Consider the following 17220-nt stretch of genomic DNA (forward strand, 5'->3'; position numbering starts at 1 on the left):
GTTGGAGGCCACGGGTCAGGAGGCCTTGCCGGCGTCGACTTCGTCGCTGATCAGGGTCTTCAGGATGCTCGTACCGTCGATCGCACCGAGCACCCGGGCGGCGACGCGGCCCTTCGTGTCGAGGACGATCGTGGCCGGCACGGCGTTCGGGGCGATCTGACCGGAGAGCGCGAGCTGCATGGTGCCGGTCTTCTGGTCGAGGACCGTCGGGTAGTCGACACCGAAGGTGCGCTCGAACGCGGCTGCCGTCGCGGCCTCGTCGCGGACGTTCACGCCGATGAAGGCGACGTCGTCGGTGTCGGCGTAGGACGCGTGCACCTTGTTGAGGTACTTCGCCTCTGCACGGCACGGCGGGCAGCCGGCGTACCAGAAGTTCAGGACGACGACCTTGCCCTTGAGCGCCTTCGACGAGACGGTGTCGCCGTCGGAGTCCTTCGCCTCGAAGTCGACTGCGTCGGACCGCTTGTCGGCGGAGACCTCGGTCACCGCGCCGTCGCCGGAGATGTAGTTCTGGGTGGTGCCGTTGCCGTACTGCTTCGCGAGCCCACCGCTGTCCGACGAGCACCCGGACAGGACGAGCGCCGCGGCCACCGCCGTCGCTGCGAGGACCGCGAACCGCTTTCGGGTGCCGCTCACACTGCTCGTGCCGTTCACACTGCTCCTTCGTCAACCGCGGTCGCGCGCAGCTCCTGCGCGGGATCCGCGTACCCCACCTCGGTGAACCGACCGGTCGGCGTGGCGGGCACCCGCTCGACGGTGGTGATGCTCGACAGGTCGCAGCGGCGCTTCCGCGGGTCGTGCCAGAGCGACTCCCCCGCGAGCTTCCGGTGGACCATCCAGATCGGCAGCTGGTGGCTGACGAGGACGACGTCGCCCTCGTCGACGCTCTCCCACGCCGTGGTCATCGCCGCCAGCATGCGGCCCGCGATCGACTCGTACGCCTCACCCCAGCTCGGCCGGAACGGGTTCGCGATCCAGGGCCACTCCGCCGGACGGCCGAGCGAGCGCTTCGTGAAGCCGGGAGGCTGGCCCTCGTACCGGTTCGTCGGTTCGATGATCCGCTCGTCCAGGGTGACGTCGAGCCCGTACGCGTTCGACCACGGCGCAGCCGACTCCTGTGTGCGCTGCAGCGGCGAGGCGACGATCCTGCGCACGTCGACGCCGGCGTCCTTCCACGCGGTCGCCGAGGCCAGGGCCATCCGCCCGCCGAGTTCACTCAGTCCGAACCCCGGCAGCCGCCCGTACAGGACGCGGTCCGGGTTGTGCACCTCGCCGTGCCGGACGAGGTGGAGACGCGTGGCGGGCATGGGTTCCAGTGTAGGTCGCCCGTCGACGCTCACCGGCCCCTCAGCCGATTCACCGGATGCGGAAGCGCTCAGCCGAGCTCGCCCGTCAACCGCCCGTGGATCGCGACCGACCCGGTGTTCAGGCCCACGACCTCGACGGTGGATCCGTGCTTCGCGAACCGCTGCTCGACCCCGTCCAGAGCAGCGACCGTCGAGGCGTCGAAGACGTGGGCGTCCGACATGTCGATGACCACGTGCTCCGGGTCCTCGGCGTACGAGAACCGGGTGACGAGGTCGTTCGACGACGCGAAGAACAGGGCACCGCGCACCCGGTACCGCACGGTGTGCTCGTCGACCGGTTCCCGCACCACGGTCACGACGTGGGCCGCTCGTCGCGCGAAGACGAGCGCCGCGACGACCACGCCGACGAGCACCCCGGTCGCGAGGTTCTCGGTGACGACGACGACCACGACGGTGATCAGCATGACGGCGGTCTCGCCGAGCGGCATCCGTCGCAGGGTGCGTGGACGGATGCTGTGCCAGTCGAAGGTCGCGACGCAGACCATGAGCATCACCGCGGTGAGGGCGGCCATCGGGATCTCGGCGACGACGTCGTGCAGCACGATCGTCAGGACCAGCACCGACGCCCCGGCGACGAAGGTCGAGATCCGGGTCCGGGCTCCCGCCGTCTTGACGTTGATCACCGTCTGGCCGATCATCGCGCAGCCACCCGTACCGCCGAAGAACGCCGAAGCGATGTTGGCGACGCCCTGCCCCCACGACTCCCGCCACTTGCTCGAGCCGGTCTCCGTGATGGAGTCGACGAGCTGCGCGGTCAACAGGGTCTCGATGAGGCCGACGATCGCGACACCGAACGCGTACGGCGCGATGATCTGGAGCGTGTCGAAGGAGAACGGCGTGACGATGCCGGTGAACCCGGGCAGCGCAGTGGGCAGGTCACCCTCGTCGCCGACCGTCGGGACGACGACGCTGAAGAGCATCGTGATGCCGGTGATCACGACGACCGCGATGAGCGGCGCCGGGACCGCCTTCGTCAGGAACGGGAACCCGACGATGATCGCGATGCCGAGCGCGGTCAGCGGCCAGACGACGAACGGGACGTCGTCACCGAGCAGGTTCGGCAGCTGTGCGGTGAAGATGAGGATCGCCAGCGCGTTGACGAACGCGACGTTGACGCTGCGCGGGATGAAGCGCATCAGGCGCGCGACCCCGAGGAAGCCGAGGACGAGCTGGAAGACGCCGCCGAGCACGATCGCGGGCACGAGGTACTCGATGCCGTGTTCACGGACGAGCGGCGCGATGACGAGCGCCACCGACCCGGCCGCGGCGGACACCATCGCCGGGCGGCCGCCGACGATCGAGATCACGATCGCGATGATGACGCTCGAGAAGAGGCCGACCGCCGGGTCGACGCCGGCGACGACGGAGAACGAGATCGCCTCGGGGATGAGGGCGAGCGCGGTGACGACACCGGCGAGGACCTCACGGGTCAGCATGCGGGGCGAACGGAGGGCGGTGAGGACGCTCGGGGCCGCCGGCGCGTGTGTGATCACGGACATCGATCGGAACTCTACCCTCACGTGAGGGTAGAGTCGTGCACCGTGAGCACCAGCGACGTCCCGGACACGATGCACATCGGCGAGCTTGCGGACCGCGCCGGGATGTCCTTGCGGACGATCCGCCACTACGACGAGGTCGGGCTCCTCGTGCCGAGCGGCCGCACGACCGGCGGGTTCCGGGTCTACACCGCGCAGGACCTGGAACGACTCCTGGTGATCCGCCGGATGAAGCCGCTCGGGTTCACGCTCGACGAGATGGCGGAGCTGCTGCGCGTCGTCGCTGCGCTCGCGGCGAAGGACCCCGACGACGAGCCCGCGCTGGCTGCACGCCTCGACGAGTACCTCGACGACGCCCGGGCCCGGCACGCCAAGCTCGTCGAACGGGCCGGCATGGCCGAGGAGTTCATCGGGACCCTGGGGTCACTCCGCGCTTCGCTCCCCTGAACGCTCGTACCGCGCGAGCCATCGCCGTTCAGCCTCGGCAGCTTGTTCAGGGGAGTACTCCAAACGCGCTTCCACCCGCTCGAACATCGCGATCAGCTTCCGCGCCTTCCGCTTCGGGTAGGCATCGAGGATGACCTGGTTGAGCCGGACCTGAGCACGCCGGCGTTCTTCACCGGTCTTGTGCATGAACATCCGTTGCATCGCGTTCCTCTTCTCCGAGTGTTCGTACCAGGACACTCACACCTGGATCGTCGACCTGTCCATGAATCTGCATGTCGTACATCGCGCCGGCGACCATCCGGCCGATCTCCGTCTTGCCGACGTCGTCGGACGAGACCATCTCGGCTACCCAGACGACCTGCTGCCACACGTACGCTCTGTCGATCACGCGCTGCTCTCGCCGCCACCGCATGAACGACCAGATCGTCGCCGTCGTGGTTCCTCCGAGCGCCAACAACGACGCGACGATCGTCGCGACCGCCGCAGGCGGCCAGGCCGCGAGCTCCCCCGTCCCCGTCCCCACCCGGTCCCCCTCTCGTCTCGCGACCCGGCCACGTCGAGAACGCTACGGATCCGCGTGACGCCGCCACGTGCCTCCCGACCGCGCTGTGGACGACGCCGGAAGCGGGCCGCTCTGTGGAGGGGAAACCCTGCGGACCGACGCCGCCGGACGCAGACGGTTAGACTCGACCACCGTGATCGAACGCACCCGCATCGCCGACCTCGCTGCCCTCCCCGACGGCCCCGTCTCCGTGGCCGGATGGGTCGAGACCGTCCGAGACCAGAAGAAGGTGCAGTTCGTCGTCCTCCGCGACGAGTCCGGCGCCGTCCAGCTCGTGAACCCCGCCACGCGCGAGGCCGAGGACGGTGACGACGCAGCCCAGGCCGCGCTCGCCACCACCAACGAGATCTCGGGCCTCGCCCACGGCACCTTCATCCACGCCACCGGCACCCTGAAGCACGACGAGCGCGTCAAGCTCGGCGCCCTCGAGGTCAAGATCGGCTCGCTCCAGGTGGTGAGCGCTGCGATCGCGGAGACCCCGATCGCCGACGACTCGTCGCTCGACAAGCGGCTCGACTGGCGCTTCCTCGACCTGCGCAACCGCAAGCAGAACCTGATCTTCCGCATCCAGACCACGCTGGAGCACGCGTTCCGCACCTACTGGGTGGACCGCGACTACATCGAGATCCACACGCCGAAGCTGATGGCGTCGGCGTCCGAGTCGCGCGCCGAGCTCTTCCAGCTCGAGTACTTCGAGACGACCGCCTACCTGGCGCAGTCGCCGCAGAACTTCAAGCAGATGGCGCAGCCGGCCGGCTTCGGTGCCGTGTTCGAGATCGCCGACGCGTTCCGCGCCGACCCCTCGTTCACGAGCCGGCACGCGACCGAGTTCACCAGCGTCGACGCCGAGTTCTCGTGGATCGAGTCCCACGAGGACGTCATGGCGATGCACGAAGAGGTCCTGGTCGCCGGCATCACGGCGGTCAAGGAGAAGTACGGCAAGGACATCGAGGAGGTCTTCGGCTTCGAGCTGCAGGTCCCCGCCACGCCGTTCCCCCGTGTGACCCTGGCCGAGGCCCGCAAGATCGTGGCCGACAGCGGACACGACGTCGTCCGTGCCGACGGCGACCTCGACCCCGAGGGCGAGCGCCGCGTCGCCGCCTGGGCCAAGGAGCACCACGGTTCCGAGTTCGTGTTCGTCACCGAGTACGACGCCTCGATCCGGCCGTACTACCACATGCGGAAGCCCGGCGACCCGTCGCTCACGAACAGCTACGACCTCATCTTCAACGGCGCCGAGATCTCGACGGGCGCGCAGCGCGAGCACCGCGTCGACGTGCTCGAGGCGCAGGCCGTCGAGAAGGGCCTCGACCCCGAGGAGCTCGGCTGGTACCTCGACTTCTTCCGCTACGGCGTGCCGCCGCACGGTGGGTTCGGCATGGGCCTGGCGCGCGTGCTCATGCTCATGCTCGGCGAGCCGTCCATCCGCGAGGTCACGTACCTCTTCCGTGGCCCCACTCGTCTGACCCCGTAGTCACCGTCGAACGAGCAGAAGACGCCGCCTCCGAGTTCCGGAGGCGGCGTCTTCTGCTCACTGGGCGCGAGCGCCGGGGCGGTCGGGAGGCCCGGCTCAGCTCTGCCAGTCGATGGCAGCCCGCCCCGTGACCAGTCCACGGATCTCGGCTGCGGCAGCCTGGTGGTCCGGGTGCACCTGGTACTCGTCGAGTCCCGCGAGGTCGTCGAACGTCGCGACGACGGCGACGTCGCTGTTCTTCTCCGGGTAGGCGACGTTCTCGACGACCTCGAGCGAACGGATCGACCCGATCGTGCCGGTGAGGCCGGTCAGGAGTTCGCGGATGCGGGCGATGGTCGCCGCGCGGTCGAGGTCCTCGCGCAGGGTCCAGGCGACGACGTGGGAGATCATGCGGAGGCACCGGCCTTCTCGAGGGCACGTGCGAGCCGGTCGGCGTCGACGTGCCAGTTGCTGTGGACGCGCCCGTCGACCAGGACGACGGGGATGTCCTCGGCGTACTCCTGACGGAGGGCGTCGTCGTCGAGGATCGAGCGCTCCTGCAGGGTCACGCCGGGGTGTTCGGCGACGACGCGTTCGACCACGGGTCGGGCGTCGTCGCAGAGGTGGCATCCGGGCTTCGTCAGGAACGTCACTGCGGGCATGGTCCCAGCGTAGCCCGGGAACACAAAAGCCCCGGCGAACCGGGGCTTCACGTGCGGGTCCTTCGACCCTGCGTAGACCTCTCTCGATCTACTTCTTGTTACGACGCTGGTGACGCGTCTTGCGAAGGAGCTTGCGGTGCTTCTTCTTCGCCATGCGCTTGCGACGCTTCTTGATGACAGAACCCATGTGGACCTCGCTCGGACTGTGCTGATGTATCGGACACCGGGCCGTCGAGACCGCGGAAAATCAACCCGGCCGAGTCTACCGGAGGGCTGACGCGATGTCGAACGCGCTCGGAACGGACGTGCGTGCGTTCAGCCGACGTCTGCGATGCCACCGCGCAGCACGTCGGCGACGGCTGACTCGGGGACACGGAAGGACCGGCCGAAACGGATGGCGGGGAGCTCACCTGCGTGGACCATCCGGTACACGGTCATCTTCGAGACACGCATCATCTCGGCGACCTCAGCGACGGTGAGGAAGCGCACGTCGTCGAAACTGCCGGTCATGATCCGCCTTCGGTGGCTCGCACGCGATCCGCGCACGGGTTTGGTGTGACCTGTGTGGTCACTGGTAACTGTAGAGGCGCGTGCGACCCGGTGTCCAGGTTCAGTCGTCGTCGCCGCGGCGGGTGAACCGCTTGCGGCTGCGGTCGACGACGCGCTCCCAGCCGTGCTGGGCGCCGGAGATCGCCGCGGTGGCCCGGTAGGACGCCTCGGCCATGACACGCCCGAGCTCGGTCCCGACCTCGACCGTGGCCTTGCCGGCGACGCCGTTCCGACGGATCGACACCGGTTGGCCGTCCGGGGTCCACGCGGTCGTCGCGGGCATCCCGTCGGCGTCGACCGCACCGGTGAACGGCAGGACCCAGTCCTCCAACGACACCAGCGGCTCGGGGTCGAGCCGGTAGAAGCGGTGCTGGCCTTCTTCTCGGCTGGTGACGAGCCCGATGTCGCGCAGGACGCGGAGGTGCTTCGACACCGTCGGCTGACTGACCCCGAGTCGTTCGACCAGCTGTCCGACGCTGAGTTCGCCACCGGTGACGTCCGACCCGTACGCGGCGAGGAGGGTCCCGAGCAGCTCGCGCCTCGTGGGGTCCGCCACGACGGAGAAGATGTCGGCCATGCGGGCAAGGCTAGCCGGGGCACCGCGGATGTACCATGACGAACCGTCCCGGCCCATGTCCTCGGAGGCATACGATGCTCGACCGCACCGAGCCGCTCCCGCGGCACGTGACCGTCCCCCGGCGACGGGTCGGCCGGATCGCCACGGTCTTGCGCTCGTCGCCGTCGCGCTTGGCGATCCTGGTGTTCATCGCCCTCATCTTCGTGTTCACGGTGCTGTTCATGACACCGTGGGCCGCCGCGGACCGTACCGGCACCGGGTTCTCCGACGCGCTGTTCACGGCGGCGTCGGTGGTCTGCGTCACCGGACTCGCGACGGTCGACATGGCGACCCACTGGTCGGTGTTCGGCAAGGTCCTCGTGGTGATCGGCACGCAGATCGGTGCGGTCGGGGTCCTGACCTTCGCCTCGATCCTCGGGCTGTTCGTGACCCGCAAGCTCGGGCTCCGCGCGAAGCTGATGGCCGCCGGCGACTCCAACCCGCTCCGGACCCACCACGGGGCCGTCCCCGAGGGGCAGGCCGTCCGCCTCGGCGAGGTCGGCACCCTGCTCGCCACGGTGGCTGTGAGCACCCTGTCGATCGAGATCGTCCTCGGCCTGCTGCTCCTGCCGTCGGTGCTGATCGCCGGCATCCCGTTCTGGACTGCCGTCGGCGACTCCTTCTACTACGCGGCGATGGCGTTCACGAACACCGGCTTCTCGCCCAACGCGGACGGCCTCGACCCGTTCGCTCACGACTACTGGTTCCTGTCGCTCCTGATGCTCGGCGTGGTCGCCGGGTCCATCGGGTTCCCGGTCATCCGCGCCCTGACGAAGCAGCTCCGCACGCCGCGCCGCTGGCCGATCCACGTCAAGCTGACGCTGGCCACGAGCGCCGTCCTGCTCGTCGGTGGCGCGATCGTCTACACCGCACTCGAGGCCTCGAACCCGACGACCTTCGGCGAAGAAGGGGCGGGCCGGACCGCGTTCCAGGCGCTCTTCCTGTCGACGATGACCCGCTCCGGCGGCTTCTCGCTCGTCGACTTCGACCAGCTGAACGGGTCGAGCCTGCTCGTCACCGACATGCTCATGTTCATCGGCGGCGGCTCGGCGTCGACCGCCGGTGGCATCAAGGTCACGACGCTCGCCGTGCTGTTCCTGGCCGCGGTTGCCGAGGCCCGCGGCCGGCAGAGCATGGAGGCGTTCGGGCGCCGGATCCCCAGCGACGTGCTGCGAGTCGCGGTCGCCATCGTGCTCTGGGGCGCGACGATCGTGGCGGTCGCGACCGTCGTGCTCCTGCAGCTCACCGACGACTCGCTCGACCGTGTCCTGTTCGAGGTGATCTCGGCGTTCTCCACCAGCGGTCTGTCCTCTGGTGTGTCCGCAGACCTGCCCGAGTCCGGCAAGTACGTCCTGGCCGCCACCATGTTCCTCGGCCGGGTCGGTACAGTGACCATCGCCGCAGCCCTGGCCGCGAGTCAGAGCCGGCAACTGTTCCGCCGTCCCGAGGAGAGGCCGATCGTTGGCTGACCGAACCCGCCCCCCGCACCCGATGGGTGCGATCAGTCACGACGCCCCGGTGCTCGTCATCGGTCTCGGCCGGTTCGGTGCCGCCACCGCCGGTCAGCTCGAGCGGCAGGACCGCGAGGTCCTGGTCGTCGACACCGACGCGGGCCTGGTGCAGAAGTGGTCCGACCGGGTCACGCACGCCGTGCAGGCCGATGCGACCGACATCGACGCGCTCCGGCAGATCGGTGCGCAGGACTTCGCGATCGCGGTCGTCGGCACCGGCAGCGACCTCGAGTCGAGCGTGCTGATCACCGCGAACCTGGTCGACCTCGGCATCCCGCAGATCTGGGCGAAGGCCATCAGCCGATCGCACGGCACGATCCTGTCCCGCATCGGCGCGAACCACGTCGTCTACCCGGAACGCGAGGCCGGCGAGCGCACCGCACACCTGGTGTCGGGCCGCATGCTCGACTTCATCGAGTTCGACGACGACTTCGCGGTGGTCAAGATGTTCCCGCCGCGGGCGGTGCGCGGCAAGGACCTCGCGACCACGGTGATCCGCACGCGGTTCGGCCTGACGGTGCTCGGCATCAAGCCGCCGGGCAGCCCGTTCGTGCCGGCGACGCCGGAGAGCATCATCGGCGAGAACGACGTCATCATCGTGTCGGGTTCCGAGACGGACCTGGAGCGCTTCGCCGCCTACGAGTAGCCACACGAGCCGTGTCTAGGACGCGGCGATCTCCTCGGCGCGCGCGATCGCGGCACGTGAAGCGCGCAGGAACGTGTCGGACAGGTCCGCGTCCTGCAGCACGGCCACGGCCCGCTCGGTGGTGCCCTTCGGGCTCGTGACGGCGCGCCGCAGGTCGGCGGGCGCCCGGTCTGACCGGTCGAGCAGCTCGACGGCGCCGCGCAGCGTGCCCTGCACCATCGTGGCGGCCTGCTCGGGGGTGAAGCCGAGCGCCTCGGCGGCGCGCTGCCACTCCTCGACGAGCAGGAACACGTACGCCGGGCCGGATCCCGACACCGCGGACAACGCGTCGAGCTGTCCCTCGGGAACCTCGATGACCTCGCCCGAAGCGGTGAACACCGACGACGCGAGCGCGACGGCGTCAGCGTCGGCCGATGCACCGGCGCTGATCCCGGTCACGCCGTGGCCGACGCCGATGGGCGTGTTGGGGAGCGCGCGGACGACGCGGACGCCGGCGGGGACCCGCGACTCCATGCTCGCGGTGGTGGTGCCGACGGCGACGCTCACGAGGACCGCGCCGGGCTCGAGGTCGGCGGCGACCTCGTCGAGCAGGTCCGCGATCATGTACGGCTTCACGCCGACGACGACGAGCGCTGCGCCACGCACCGCTGCACGGTTCGCGTCGGGGTCGGTGTCGCTCGCGGTGGCGTCGAGCCCGCGAGCGCGGTGGGCAGCCGCGGACGCCTCGGACTTCGTCGTGAGGACCACGGTCGCCGGGTCGAGGCCCGCGGCGAGCAGGCCGTCGAGGACCGAGCCGGACATGGAGCCGACACCGAGCAAGGCGGTACGGGGCAGGTCGATCGTCATGCTCCCGACCCTACCGACCGGCCTCGCCTAGGATCGTCTTCCAGATCGGGAGAAGGGGACAGCTGTGAGCGCTTCTGGAGGCACGAAGGCGATCCTCGCCGCACTCGGTGCGAACGTGGGGATCGCGATCGTGAAGTTCGTCGCGGCGGCGATCAGCGGGTCCGCGTCGATGCTGGCCGAGGGCGTGCACTCCCTGGCCGACTCCGCGAACCAGCTCCTCCTGCTGCTCGGCGGTCGCCGGGCCAGGCGCGCCGCCGACGAGGAGCACCCGTTCGGTTACGGCCGCGAGCGCTACGTCTACGCCTTCGTCGTCTCGATCATCCTGTTCTCCGTCGGTGGCGTCTTCTCGCTCTACGAGGGGATCGAGAAGCTCACCCACCCGCACCCGCTCGAGAACTGGTGGCTGCCGCTCGTCGTGCTCGTCATCGCGATCGGGCTCGAGGGCTTCTCGCTCCGCACCGCATTGAAAGAGGCCCGGCCGCAGAAGGGCTCGCAGAGCTGGGTGCAGTTCGTCCGCCGCGCCAAGGCGCCGGAGCTGCCCGTCGTCATGCTCGAGGACACCGCGGCGCTCCTCGGTCTGGTCTTCGCGCTGTTCGGCGTCGGGCTGACCGCGATCACCGGCAACGGGGTGTTCGACGCGATCGGCACGATCTGCATCGCCGCCCTGCTCATCGCGGTCGCGGTCGTGCTGGGCATCGAGACGAAGAGCCTGCTCGTCGGCGAGGGCGCGACCGCCGCCGACGTCGAGCGGATCAAGCACGCGGTGCTCGACGGCCCCGAGGTCGACTCGATCATCCACATCAAGACCCTGTACCTGGGTCCCGACGAACTGATGGTCGGCGTGAAGGTCGCCGTCGACGGGGACCGCCGACTCGGGGACGTCGCCGCGGGCATCGACACGGTCGAGCACCGGGTGCGTTCCGCGGTGCCGATCGCCCGGGTGATCTACGTCGAACCCGACGTGCTCCGCACCGGCCCGCGCCCGCCGACCGAGGCGATCGTCATCCTGACCGCCGACTGAGCACAGCGCGACAGCAGCGCTCGACAGCGCACTCGACTCAGCGCCGCTCGACTCCGCGCCGCTCGACTCAGCGCCGCTCGGCGAAGAACGCGTCGAGCAGCGCGGCGCACTCCCGTTCGAGCACGCCGCCGACGACCTCGGACCGGTGCGGCAACCGCCGGTCCCGCGCGATGTCGTAGACGCTCCCGCTCGCGCCCGCCTTGGGGTCCCACGCACCGAACACGACCCGCGGCACGCGCGCCGCCAGGATCGCCCCGGCGCACATCGGACACGGCTCGAGGGTCACGACGAGCGTGTGCTCGTCGAGGTGCCAGTCCCCCGTCGCCGCGGCCGCGGCCCGGAGCGCGAGCACCTCGGCATGGGCGGTCGGGTCCTGCAGCGCTTCGCGTTCGTTCCGGCCGACGGCCACCACCGCTCCGTCACGGTCGAGCACCACCGCGCCGACGGGCACGTCGCCGGTCGCCAGGCACGCGCGGGCCTCGTCGAGCGCGCGTTCCATCGCCGGGACGAACGGGCGGGCAGCTGGCGCTTCCACGGGACCTCCTGGCGGTCGGCAGCACGGTAGGCTCGACCCTATGCGAGTCCACGTCGCCGACCACCCGCTCATCACCCACAAGCTCTCGGTGCTCCGCGACCGGACCACACCCTCCCCCACGTTCCGCGCGCTGACCGAAGAGCTCGTCACGCTCCTCGCGTACGAGGCCACGCGGAACGTCCGGGTCACCGCGACGCCGATCGACACCCCGGTGGCGCACACCATGGGCGTCTCGATCGCCAAGCCGCGTCCGCTCGTCGTCCCGATCCTGCGTGCCGGGCTCGGCATGCTCGAGGGCATGGTCAAGCTCGTCCCGACGGCCGAGGTCGGGTTCCTCGGCATGGCCCGGAACGAGGAGACCCTCGAGCCGCAGACCTACGCCGAGCGCCTGCCCGACGACCTGACCGGCCGCCAGTGCTTCGTGCTCGACCCGATGCTCGCGACCGGTGGCACCCTCGCCGCCGCGATCGACTTCCTGTTCGCACGCGGTGCCGAAGAAGTCACGTGCGTGTGCATCCTCGGCGCCCCCGAGGGGCTCGCGATGGTCGAGCAGGCCGTCGGCGACCGCAACGTCTCGATCGTGCTCGGCGCCCTGGACGAGAAGCTCGACGAGAACGGCTACATCGTGCCCGGTCTCGGCGACGCCGGCGACCGTCTCTACGGTCTGGCCGAGTAGGCAGTCGACGTCACCCACGATCGACGGGAGGCCCGTGGCGACACCGCCACGGGCCTCCCGTCGTCCGTCAGTCCGGTCGATGGCCACCGGTGCGCGGAACGCACCGTCCGCTCGGACGGTTGACACCGTGTTGGTATACCGCCGATACTCGTCACATGACTGCAACCCTGTCCACCCGCGTCCTCTCCGAGGTCCAGGGGACTGCCGGCATGATGATGCCGGCTGCCGTCATGCGTTGTCGAATGTGTGCCTGATCGGCACCCGTTCCAGCCGGATCCCCCGCGACACCACCCCGGTCGCGAGCGTGTGATCCCCGGGTGACGGACACCGTCGGCGACGCGCACCACGTCACGAGGTCTGTCTCCCGTTCCCCTCGGGTCAGCCCCGGTCCGCAGCAGGACCGCAGGGCACCGGCGTTCCGCCGTACCCGGGTCGACGCATTCGACACCGCCGCAGCGCCACACGCGCACCGGCCACATCGCCCGGAGAACCACCATGTCGCTCACCATCGCCCAGCCCCGCACCGTGCTCCGCTCCGCCGCCCCCGCGCCGACCGACCTCGGCACCGTCACGCCGATCCGGCCGCGTCCGGCCTCGCCGGCCGCCGCCGGGCAGACCACCGTGCCGACCAGCCCCGTCGTGGCCCCGCAGCGCAACCGCTCCCTGCCGGAAGGGACCGAGGCTCGTGGGTTCGCCCTGTACGTCGGGATCGACGAAGCGAAGGCCGCCGCCGCCGGCACCACGCTCGCGGCCGTGGTCGAGCAGCTCAAGGCCCTGACGGCACAGCTGGTCCCGAACTCGGAGACCTACGCGGCCGTCGCCGTCGCCGCCGAGCAGTCCGGTGGGCGCGACGTCGACGTCGTCCGGCTCGCGCTGCAGGACCGTTCCGCGGTCGCCGCGCGCAAGCAGGCCGAGAAGCCCGAACCCGAGGAGACGGGTGTCGTCATCGACATCTCCCGGAAGCGGGTCACGCTCGACGGCGAGGCAGCACCCCTGACCTACAAGGAGTTCGAGCTCCTGCAGTTCCTCGTCCTGCGGGAAGGACAGACCGTGGACCGCTCGGCGATCATCGACGGCCTGTGGTCGGACGGCGAGGACGAGACCCCGAACGAGCGCACGATCGACGTGCACGTGCGTCGACTCCGCTCCAAGCTCGGCGCCTTCGAGGAGATCGTCCGCACCGTCCGCGGTGTGGGTTACCGGTTCGACCGGCACGCCGACGTGGCCGTGCGCTACGCCTCGACGCCGTCGCCGGACCTCTTCTGATCCACACCGGCCGCTCTTGGTGAACTCGCAGCGAACGACGTGCGGGGAGGCTAGCGCGCCGTTACCGCTTCGTTATACAGTCGGTCGTGCAGACGGTGTTTGCTGTGGCACCGCCTGCGGAATGTGATTGCAGGACACTCTTGGTGCAAGGGAGAGGGCCGGTCGCTCGGAAGAGCGGCCGGCCCTCGTGCATGTCGGAGCGCATGCATGTCGGGTACGCGGCTGTCGGGGGCCGTCGGTAGTGTGGGCAGACCGTCCGACCAGAGGGGAACGCGATCGTGAGCGAGTCACGCCGCAGTGAGAAGGCAACCGCCGTCGCTGCATGGGAAGCGCTGTTCCGCGCCCAGGTCACCGTGATGCGGAGTCTCAACGCCGACTTCCCCGGCGGCGAGATCTCCTTCAACGAGTACGACGTCTGCTTCAACCTGTCGACGCAGCCGGGCCGACGCTGCCGGATGCGTGACCTCACCGGGCACCTGCTCCTGACCCAGCCGAGCGTGAGCCGCCTGGTCGACCGGCTCCTCGCCCGCGGGATCGTCGAGAAGCAGCCGGATCCGTCCGACGCCCGTGGCGTGATCGTGGCCCTCACCGCGCACGGCTTCGACGTCTACCGTCAGGTGGCGGTGCAGCACGCGGCGAGCATCGCGCAGCAGGTCGGCGCCGGTCTGACCGATGCCGAACTCCGCACGCTCACCGAGCTCTGCACGAAACTGCGGCTCGCGGCGGGCACCTCCGGCCGTCGTGCCGTCGCACGAACCGTCTCCGAGTCCGATCCGGCACCGGTGTGACCGGCGCACTGGTCTGGCTCCGGGACGACCTGCGGCTGGCCGACAACCCCGCGCTGCGCGCCGCGATCGACCACGGCGGCGACGTCACGGTGGCCTACGTCCTCGACGAGGACTCCCCGGGCATCCGGGCGATCGGTGCCGCCAGTCGCTGGTGGATCCACCACTCGTTGTCCGCCCTCGACGCGGAACTGCAGGAGCGCGGCTCCCGGCTCGTCCTGCGCCGGGGCGCCGCTGCGGACGTGATCGACGCCCTCGTCGCCGACAGCGGTGCCGACGCCGTCTACTGGAACCGTCGGTACGGCCCTGCCGAACGCGACGTCGACGCCGGCATCAAGGCCGCACTGCACGACCGTGGCACCGAAGCGCACAGCTTCGCCGCGAACCTGCTCTGGGAACCGTGGACGGTCCTGACCGGCCAGGGCGAGGCGTACAAGGTCTTCACCCCGTTCTGGAACGCCGTGCAGGCGATGCCGGAACCCCGGCACCCGCTGCCGAAGCCCCGCGACCTGCCCGCGCCGGCGTCCGTCGACGGCGACACCCTCGACGACTGGGGGCTGCTGCCGACCCGTCCCGACTGGGCCGGCGGGCTCCGTGACTCGTGGACGCCCGGCGAGCAGGGGGCGCAACGGCAGCTCGAGCACTTCGTCGAGCACGCGCTCGAGGACTACGACCAGCGCGACGAACCCGCGATGGAGTCCACCAGCGGCCTGTCCCCGTACCTGCGGTGGGGCGAGATCAGCCCGTACCAGGTGTGGCACCGGCTGCACGAGCGACTCGAGCCCGCGCAGCGTCAGCACGCCTCGGCGTTCCTGCGACAGCTGGCGTGGCGCGAGTTCAACTGGAACGAGTACTTCCACTGCGACGACATCGCGACGGTGAACGTCCGCCGCGGGTTCGACGCCTTCCCGTGGCGCGACGTGTCCGAAGCCGAGCTCGACCGCTGGCGCACCGGCACGACCGGGTTCGACCTGGTCGATGCAGGCATGCGCGAGCTCTGGCACACCGGGGTCATGCACAACCGCGTGCGCCTGGCCGCCGGCAGCTTCCTGGTGAAGAACCTGCTGGTCGACTGGCGGGTCGGCGAGCAGTGGTTCTGGGACACGTTGGTCGACGCCGACGCCGCGAACAACCCGGCGAACTGGCAGTGGGTCGCGGGGTCCGGGTTCGACGCCGCACCGTACTTCCGGGTGTTCAACCCCGACCGGCAGCTCGAGCGCTTCGACCCGCACCGCGAGTACGTGCACCGGTGGGTCCCGGCAGAGGAGCTCCGGCCCGAGCCGATGGTCGACCTCAAGGCCACGCGCCAGCGTGCGCTCGACGCCTACGAACAGATGCGTCGGTCATGAACCGGTGGGACACCGTCGTTGGACAGGTCGACGCGGTCTTCCGTGACCGCGTCGAGCGCGGCGTCGCGCCGAGCAGTGCGTGGGGCGTGTTCGACCGGACCGGCCTCGTCGCGTCGGGTGGCCACGGCGACCGCGGTGACGGACAGCGCCCGGATGCCGACAGCGTGTACCGGATCGCATCGTGCACCAAGAGCGTCACCGCGGCGACCCTGCTGACGCTCGTCGCTGACGGCCGCTTGTCACTCGACACCCCGATCACGGAGTTCGTCCCCGCGTTCGCCGCCGTCGGCCTGCCGACGCCGGACTCCCCCGTGCCCACGGTCCGGATGCTGCTGACGATGTCCGCGGGCTTCCCCACGGACGACCCCTGGGCGGACCGGCAGGAGTCGATCACCGACGCCGAGCTCGACGACGTCCTGCGCGGTGGGCTGCTGTTCGACTCCGTGCCCGGCACCCGGTTCGCGTACTCGAACCTCGGCTACGCACTGCTCGGCCGGGTCGTCGCGGTGGTCACCGGGCGTCCGTTCACCGAGGCCGCGCGCGACACCGTGCTCCGTCCGCTCGGCCTCGACGCCACGGTGTTCAGCGCCGCCGCGTCGGACGGGTACGTCGTCACCGGGTTCCGCCCGCACGACGGCGACTGGGAACCCCTGCCGATGACCGGGCCCGGTGCGTTCTCGTCGATCGGCGGACTCTTCTCGACCGTCGACGACCTCGCACGCTGGGCGACACACCTCGCCTCCGCGTCCTCCGATTCGCCGGAGCCCGGCCCGGTGTCCCCGGCGGACCGCCGACTCATGCAGCAGGCGATGCGGGTGGTGCCGTCCGCCGTGGTACCCGGATCGTCGCGGGCCACGGCCTACGGGTTCGGGCTGTTCGTCGAGCAGGACGACCGGTTCGGCGAGCTCGTCTCACACTCCGGCGGCTACCCCGGGTTCTCGGCGCACATGCGGTGGTCCACGCAGACCGGCCTCGGTGTCGTCGCGTTCGAGAACGCCACGCAGGCGAAGGTCTCCGTCGCCGCGCAGCAGGCGCACGACGTGCTCCTCGAGTCCGCACGGACGACGTCCTCCGACGGGCGGGCACGACCCGTCGGCACCGGCCCGACCATCCAGGCCACGCGAGCCGCGCAGGCTGCCGTCACGGGCCTCCTGGCCGACTGGCGGGACGACGTGGCGGACGCGCTGTGCACGCCCAACGTGGCGATGGACGTGCCCTACGACCGCCGTCGGCGTGCCGTCGCCGCCGCGGTCGCCGAGGTCGGCGCCGACGTGACGGCCGACCCCGTCGCCGAACAGACCGTTGCCCCCTCGCACCTGCGCTGGTGGTTGCCCGGCACCTGCGGGCGGCTCCGCGTCGAGATCCGACTGGCCCCCGCGGCGAGCGGTCGAGTCCAGACCCTGACCGTCACGGCGGAGCCCGCAGAACGCTGA

General features: G+C 70.3%; 22 protein-coding genes. 10 read left to right on the forward strand and 12 right to left on the reverse strand.

Annotated features, from left to right (window positions below; all coding sequences use genetic code 11):
- Window positions 1-15: 15 nt before the first annotated feature.
- From ITJ59_RS14895 to ITJ59_RS14905, 3 genes are all read right to left on the reverse strand, one after another.
- On the reverse strand, window positions 16-636 hold the full coding sequence (locus ITJ59_RS14895; protein WP_194652073.1) for a TlpA family protein disulfide reductase: 621 nt from the start codon (window positions 634-636) through the stop codon (window positions 16-18).
- Window positions 637-650: 14 nt separating this feature from the next.
- Window positions 651-1307 (reverse strand): histidine phosphatase family protein, encoded by a 657-nt coding sequence (locus ITJ59_RS14900; RefSeq protein WP_194652074.1) that lies wholly within the window; start codon window positions 1305-1307, stop codon window positions 651-653.
- Between the two features lie 68 nt (window positions 1308-1375).
- Window positions 1376-2866, reverse strand: a complete 1491-nt coding sequence (locus ITJ59_RS14905; RefSeq protein ID WP_194652075.1) for a SulP family inorganic anion transporter — start codon at window positions 2864-2866, stop codon at window positions 1376-1378.
- Window positions 2867-2908: 42 nt separating this feature from the next.
- On the opposite strand from ITJ59_RS14905, the gene ITJ59_RS14910 reads away from it, so the two are divergent.
- On the forward strand, window positions 2909-3310 hold the full coding sequence (locus ITJ59_RS14910) for a MerR family transcriptional regulator (RefSeq protein WP_416354873.1): 402 nt from the start codon (window positions 2909-2911) through the stop codon (window positions 3308-3310).
- On the opposite strand, the gene ITJ59_RS14915 is transcribed toward ITJ59_RS14910, so the two are convergent.
- Window positions 3287-3496, reverse strand: coding sequence for a hypothetical protein (locus ITJ59_RS14915; RefSeq protein ID WP_194652076.1), 210 nt, complete (start codon window positions 3494-3496; stop codon window positions 3287-3289). The genes ITJ59_RS14910 and ITJ59_RS14915 overlap by 24 nt on opposite strands.
- Window positions 3480-3833: a hypothetical protein gene (locus ITJ59_RS14920; RefSeq protein ID WP_228511572.1), complete on the reverse strand. Its 354-nt coding sequence runs from the start codon at window positions 3831-3833 to the stop codon at window positions 3480-3482. The genes ITJ59_RS14915 and ITJ59_RS14920 overlap by 17 nt, the downstream gene beginning before the upstream one ends.
- Window positions 3834-4005: 172 nt before the next feature.
- On the opposite strand from ITJ59_RS14920, the gene aspS reads away from it, so the two are divergent.
- A complete protein-coding gene (gene aspS / locus ITJ59_RS14925) occupies window positions 4006-5346 on the forward strand; it encodes an aspartate--tRNA(Asn) ligase (RefSeq protein ID WP_194652078.1) in 1341 nt (446 codons plus the stop codon).
- Between the two features lie 96 nt (window positions 5347-5442).
- Here the strand turns inward: aspS and ITJ59_RS14930 are convergent, their stop codons facing one another.
- The 5 genes from ITJ59_RS14930 to ITJ59_RS14950 form a co-directional block, all read right to left on the reverse strand.
- Window positions 5443-5736 (reverse strand): Dabb family protein, encoded by a 294-nt coding sequence (locus ITJ59_RS14930; protein WP_194652079.1) that lies wholly within the window; start codon window positions 5734-5736, stop codon window positions 5443-5445.
- Window positions 5733-5987 carry a glutaredoxin family protein gene (locus ITJ59_RS14935; RefSeq protein WP_111084287.1) on the reverse strand — a complete coding sequence of 85 codons (255 nt, stop codon included), beginning with the start codon at window positions 5985-5987 and terminating at the stop codon, window positions 5733-5735. The genes ITJ59_RS14930 and ITJ59_RS14935 overlap by 4 nt, the downstream gene beginning before the upstream one ends.
- Window positions 5988-6075: 88 nt before the next feature.
- Window positions 6076-6174: a 30S ribosomal protein bS22 gene (locus tag ITJ59_RS14940; RefSeq protein ID WP_003792170.1), complete on the reverse strand. Its 99-nt coding sequence runs from the start codon at window positions 6172-6174 to the stop codon at window positions 6076-6078.
- 128 nt (window positions 6175-6302) lie between these two features.
- Window positions 6303-6497: a helix-turn-helix domain-containing protein gene (locus ITJ59_RS14945; protein ID WP_022902482.1), complete on the reverse strand. Its 195-nt coding sequence runs from the start codon at window positions 6495-6497 to the stop codon at window positions 6303-6305.
- Window positions 6498-6597: 100 nt separating this feature from the next.
- Window positions 6598-7113: an ArsR/SmtB family transcription factor gene (locus ITJ59_RS14950; protein WP_194652080.1), complete on the reverse strand. Its 516-nt coding sequence runs from the start codon at window positions 7111-7113 to the stop codon at window positions 6598-6600.
- A 74-nt stretch (window positions 7114-7187) separates the two neighbouring features.
- Between ITJ59_RS14950 and ITJ59_RS14955 the strand changes: the two genes are divergently transcribed.
- The gene (locus tag ITJ59_RS14955; protein WP_194652081.1) at window positions 7188-8621 is read left to right on the forward strand and encodes a TrkH family potassium uptake protein; all 1434 of its coding nucleotides are present in this window, start codon (window positions 7188-7190) and stop codon (window positions 8619-8621) included.
- A 22-nt stretch (window positions 8622-8643) separates the two neighbouring features.
- Entirely contained in the window at window positions 8644-9309 is a 666-nt protein-coding gene (locus tag ITJ59_RS14960) for a potassium channel family protein (RefSeq protein WP_194652188.1), read from the forward strand.
- Between the two features lie 15 nt (window positions 9310-9324).
- Here ITJ59_RS14960 and proC read toward each other — a convergent pair whose 3' ends face one another.
- Entirely contained in the window at window positions 9325-10155 is an 831-nt protein-coding gene (gene proC, locus ITJ59_RS14965) for a pyrroline-5-carboxylate reductase (protein ID WP_194652082.1), read from the reverse strand.
- Window positions 10156-10219: 64 nt separating this feature from the next.
- Here proC and ITJ59_RS14970 point away from each other — a divergent pair, with 64 nt between their 5' ends.
- The gene (locus ITJ59_RS14970; RefSeq protein ID WP_194652083.1) at window positions 10220-11176 is read left to right on the forward strand and encodes a cation diffusion facilitator family transporter; all 957 of its coding nucleotides are present in this window, start codon (window positions 10220-10222) and stop codon (window positions 11174-11176) included.
- A gap of 67 nt (window positions 11177-11243) precedes the next feature.
- Here the strand turns inward: ITJ59_RS14970 and ITJ59_RS14975 are convergent, their stop codons facing one another.
- A complete protein-coding gene (locus ITJ59_RS14975; RefSeq protein ID WP_194652189.1) occupies window positions 11244-11675 on the reverse strand; it encodes a nucleoside deaminase in 432 nt (143 codons plus the stop codon).
- Between the two features lie 76 nt (window positions 11676-11751).
- On the opposite strand from ITJ59_RS14975, the gene upp reads away from it, so the two are divergent.
- The 5 genes from upp to ITJ59_RS15000 all read left to right on the forward strand — a co-directional run bounded on the left by upp (window position 11752) and on the right by ITJ59_RS15000 (window position 17220).
- Window positions 11752-12387 (forward strand): uracil phosphoribosyltransferase, encoded by a 636-nt coding sequence (upp, locus tag ITJ59_RS14980; protein ID WP_194652084.1) that lies wholly within the window; start codon window positions 11752-11754, stop codon window positions 12385-12387.
- Between the two features lie 495 nt (window positions 12388-12882).
- Window positions 12883-13653: a winged helix-turn-helix domain-containing protein gene (locus ITJ59_RS14985; RefSeq protein ID WP_194652085.1), complete on the forward strand. Its 771-nt coding sequence runs from the start codon at window positions 12883-12885 to the stop codon at window positions 13651-13653.
- Between the two features lie 278 nt (window positions 13654-13931).
- Window positions 13932-14441 carry a MarR family winged helix-turn-helix transcriptional regulator gene (locus tag ITJ59_RS14990; protein ID WP_194652086.1) on the forward strand — a complete coding sequence of 170 codons (510 nt, stop codon included), beginning with the start codon at window positions 13932-13934 and terminating at the stop codon, window positions 14439-14441.
- The gene (locus ITJ59_RS14995; protein WP_194652087.1) at window positions 14438-15787 is read left to right on the forward strand and encodes a cryptochrome/photolyase family protein; all 1350 of its coding nucleotides are present in this window, start codon (window positions 14438-14440) and stop codon (window positions 15785-15787) included. Before ITJ59_RS14990 ends, ITJ59_RS14995 begins: the two co-directional genes overlap by 4 nt.
- Entirely contained in the window at window positions 15784-17220 is a 1437-nt protein-coding gene (locus ITJ59_RS15000; protein WP_194652088.1) for a serine hydrolase domain-containing protein, read from the forward strand. Before ITJ59_RS14995 ends, ITJ59_RS15000 begins: the two co-directional genes overlap by 4 nt.

The sequence above is a fragment of the Curtobacterium sp. VKM Ac-1393 genome, assembly GCF_015350995.1.
In the GTDB taxonomy this organism is placed as follows: Bacteria; Actinomycetota; Actinomycetes; order Actinomycetales; family Microbacteriaceae; genus Curtobacterium.